A 3,594-nucleotide genomic window follows, 5' to 3' on the forward strand; every position below is an offset into this window, starting at 1 on the left:
GCCCATACCCCGGGGATCACCGTCCGACGGCCCCCCGGACACGACCACGTGGTGCCTGTACCGGTCAGGCGTGGCGGCGGCGCAGGACGCGGAAGGCGAGGGCTACGGCGATGGCGGCGAGGACGAGGACGATGCCCGTGCCCACGAGCTGGAGGGGCCAGAAGTGGGAGGCGGGGTGGTAGTCGGTGTACGTGCCCGTGACATGGTGGTCCGCCAGGCAGCGGTCCACCGACTCGGGTACGGGATCTCCGTAGCAGGTTTCGCCGCGCAGCCGCTGTTCTCCCGCCATCAGCCCGCTGCCGACAAACAGGGTGCTGCCCGGAAGACCGGCCGGGTTGGCGTTCAGCGGCGTGGCCACGGTGGTGACCGCCCACAGGCTGCTGCGCACGGCTGCGAGCGCGAGCGCCACCGCCCCGTAGGCGAGGGCCGTGATGCTCATGGCGAGGAGCGTGCGGCGTACCAGCAGTGCGGCGAGCGCGCCGATGGCGATGGCGAGCAGGGCCGAGGCCGTGGGCAGCGTGCCCATCGCGGCGTATGTGCTCGTGTCGTACCAGGCCACGCGGTCGGTGTCGGGGGAGGTCCGGCACCAGGCGTACACGGCCGAGAGCACCGGCACCACCACCACCGTGATCGCCGCCGGAACGGTGAGCTTGGTGAGGAGCCAGCGGGCGGGGGAGACGGACTGGGACCAGGCCAGCCGGTAGGTGCCGCTCTCCAGCTCCCGGCCGATCATCGGACCGGCGACGAACAGGCCGATGGCCGCGGGCAGGACCGTCATGGCGGCGCCCGCGTAGCGCAGCACGTCCCTGAGCCACGCCTGGTGGCTGAGCATGTCCTGGAACGCTGTGACGCAGCGCGGCGAGGTGTCCGTGTACGAGCACCCGCTGTCCGCGTACGTGTCCGCCGTGCCGGAGTTCCACCACACGGATGCGGTCAGCAGGACGACCCCGGCGAGCGCGAGCGCCCCCGCGATCCACAGGACGCGGCGGTGCTGGAGTACGACGACGCGGGCGGGGCCGCGCAGGGCGAGGGTGCTCATGCCGCGCTCACCGCCTCACGGGTCCGGGCGTCCGCGCTCGGCGTGAGCAGCGGGGGCGCGTCGGGTGAGCGCAGATGCGCCAGCAACAGTTCCTCCAGTGACGGCTCCGCCGTCTCCCAGCCGACGGACGCGTCCACCGGACCCTCCCTCCGGACGAGTGCGGTCAGCTGCCTTCCCGTGGTGCGGGACTCGACCACGGTGTGCGGGGCGAGGTCGCGTACCGGGCCGGTGAGCAGGGTGTGCACGGCGAGGAGGTCGTCCGTCTCGCCGCCGAGCCGGATGCGCCCGCCGTCGACGAGCAGGAGGTAGTCGCAGGCGCCCTCCAGCTCGGCGAGGATGTGTGAGGACATCACGATGGTGGTGCCGTGCTCGGCCGCTTCCGCCATCAGGGCGCCCATCAGTTGGTGCCGCCCGAGGGGGTCGAGATCGGCCATCGGCTCGTCCAGCAGCAGTAGTTCGGGCCGCTTGCCCAGCGCGAGGGCCAGGGCGAGCCGGGTGCGCTGGCCGCCCGACAGGGTGCGGACCCGCGCGTCGCCGGGGAGTGGCTCGGTGATGCGTTCGGCGGTGTCCTGGTCCCAGACGGCGGGGTTCAGTTCGGCGCCGGCCCAGAGGGTCTCGGTGACCGTCAACTGCGGGTACAGCGGCTTGTCCTGGGCCACGAACGCCATCCGGGCGCGGGCCTCGGCGGGCGTCGATCCGAGCACCCGTACCGTTCCCTCGGCCGGCCGCAGGAACCCCGCTGCCAGGCCCAGAAGGGTGGACTTCCCGGCCCCGTTGGGGCCGACGAGGGCGCACACACGCCCTTGGGGCAACCGGAACGAGCAGTCGCGCAGCGCCCAGCCCCCGCCTCTGCTCCGGTACTTCATGCCGAGGCGGTCGGCCTCGATCGCAGCGCCTGTCATCCGGCTTGATCCCCCTTGAAAGTCTTGTTCAGTACGGCGGTGAAGAGTGCGCTCACGTCGTCCCTCTCCAGACCGGCTGCGCGGGCCCGGCTCGCCCAGTCGGCCAGTTCGGCGCGGAGCGGGGCGTCGTCGGCGGCGGCCGCGCCGCCGAGCGTCCGGGTGACGAAGGTGCCGAGTCCACGCCGGGCCTCGACGAGGCCCTCACGCTCCAGCTCGCGGTAGGCCTTCAGGACGGTGTTCGGGTTGATGGCGGTGGCCTCCACGACCTCGCGGGCGGTGGGCAGGCGGTCACCCGGCTCCAGCAGTCCGAGCCGCAGGGCGTGCTTGGTCTGCTGGACGATCTGGAGGTACGTGGCGACGCCGCTGCGCCGGTCGATGCGGAACTCGACCGCTGCGGACTCTGCCATGTTCACCCCTTTCACTAATTGAGTAGTGAAAGGGTGCCGTAAGGGAGGGGCGGCGTCAAGAGACGCCGCCCCCGGGTGAGTTGTGAGCGCTCAGGACTCCGTGCGGTACATCAGGTCGACCTCGTGGGTGGTGAAGCCCATCCGCTCGTACACGGACAGGGCCGCGGTGTTGTCCGCGTCGACGTAGAGCATCGCCGTGGGCAGCCCCTCGGCGGCCAGGTGGCGCAGCCCGATCGCGGTGAGGGCCTTGCCGAGGCCGCCGCCCTGCGCGTCGGGCCGGATGCCGACCACGTACACCTCGCCGAGCTGCTCCTCGGCGTGCACCTTCGTCCAGTGGAAGCCGATGATCTCGGTGCCGCCGCCATCGGTCGCACGCTCGGCGAGGAAGAACCCCTTCGGGTCGAACCACGCCTCGGCCTTGCGGTCGTCGAGGTCGCGCTGGGTCAGCGAACCCTGCTCGGGGTGGTGAGCGAAGGCGGCGCTGTTCACGGCGAGCCAGGCGGCGTCGTCCTGGCCGGGGACGAACGTGCGGACGGTGACGCCGGGCGGCAGTACCGGCTCCGCGATGTTCAGCGGGCTCAACGGGCGCCGCAGCTGACGCAGTTCGCGGAAGAGCGAGAGGCCGAGCACCTGCGCGAGATGGCGTGCCGCGGACTTCCCGCCGTGCGCCCAGACCCGCAGCCGCTTGCCGGTGGCGGCGAGCAGCGCCGCCCCGAGCGCCCGCCCGTGCCCGTGTCCGCGGTGCGAGGGGTGCACGACCAGCTCGGCGGCCGGCGCCTCGACGGGGTCGGTGTCCTCCAGCTGCGCGTATCCGACCAGTACGCCTCCTGCGGTCAGCAGGAAGTGCCGCACGCCTTCTCGGTGCCCGCCCCGCAACTGCAGCCGCCCCTGTTCGGACACGGCCTGCCTGCCGTCGGACTGCGCCGCCTCGGCGAGGAGCGCGGAGACGGCTCCCGCCTGGTCGGGGGAGAGGGTGTCGAGCGTCTGGATCTCGCGTCCGGGGGCGGGGAGGGGTACGTCAGTCGTCATGTGTCGAGCGTACGGGGGTGGTCGCGGGGTTCCTGTGCCTTGCCCCGGTCCGTGGTGCGCGGTTCCGTCCTCAATCGCCGGACGGGCTGGGTTTGTGCGGGTGCCCCCGCGGGGTTCGCCGCGTGCTGTGGGTGGGGTCCGGGGCCCCTCCGGGGCGTCTCCTCAAACGACGAACGTTCCGCCGGTACGTGATGTGGTCCGGGTATGTGTTCGTCGT

General features: G+C 72.4%; 3 protein-coding genes and 1 pseudogene. All 4 read right to left on the bottom strand.

The window, feature by feature from the left end:
- Window positions 1-64: 64 nt before the first annotated feature.
- On the bottom strand, window positions 65-1,039 hold the full coding sequence (locus ABT025_RS39245) for an ABC-2 membrane transporter-related protein (protein ID WP_351003601.1): 975 nt from the start codon (window positions 1,037-1,039) through the stop codon (window positions 65-67).
- Window positions 1,040-1,458: 419 nt separating this feature from the next.
- Window positions 1,459-1,941 (bottom strand): annotated as a pseudogene (locus ABT025_RS39635) (ATP-binding cassette domain-containing protein); the annotation flags it as partial.
- Window positions 1,938-2,348, bottom strand: coding sequence for a GntR family transcriptional regulator (locus ABT025_RS39255; RefSeq protein ID WP_351003604.1), 411 nt, complete (start codon window positions 2,346-2,348; stop codon window positions 1,938-1,940). The pseudogene ABT025_RS39635 and the gene ABT025_RS39255, both read right to left, overlap by 4 nt.
- A 90-nt stretch (window positions 2,349-2,438) precedes the next feature.
- Window positions 2,439-3,377: a mycothiol synthase gene (gene mshD / locus ABT025_RS39260; RefSeq protein WP_351003606.1), complete on the bottom strand. Its 939-nt coding sequence runs from the start codon at window positions 3,375-3,377 to the stop codon at window positions 2,439-2,441.
- Window positions 3,378-3,594: the final 217 nt, after the last annotated feature.

The organism is Streptomyces sp. NPDC002809, from assembly GCF_040295435.1.
Classification (GTDB): domain Bacteria; phylum Actinomycetota; class Actinomycetes; order Streptomycetales; family Streptomycetaceae; genus Streptomyces.

Coding starts and splice junctions, on each gene's coding strand:
- ABT025_RS39255 (WP_351003604.1), bottom strand. CDS start 2,348: ATGGCAGAGTCCGCAGCGGTCGAGTTCCGCATCGACCGGCGCAGCGGC.
- mshD (WP_351003606.1), bottom strand. CDS start 3,377: ATGACGACTGACGTACCCCTCCCCGCCCCCGGACGCGAGATCCAGACG.
- ABT025_RS39245 (WP_351003601.1), bottom strand. CDS start 1,039: ATGAGCACCCTCGCCCTGCGCGGCCCCGCCCGCGTCGTCGTACTCCAG.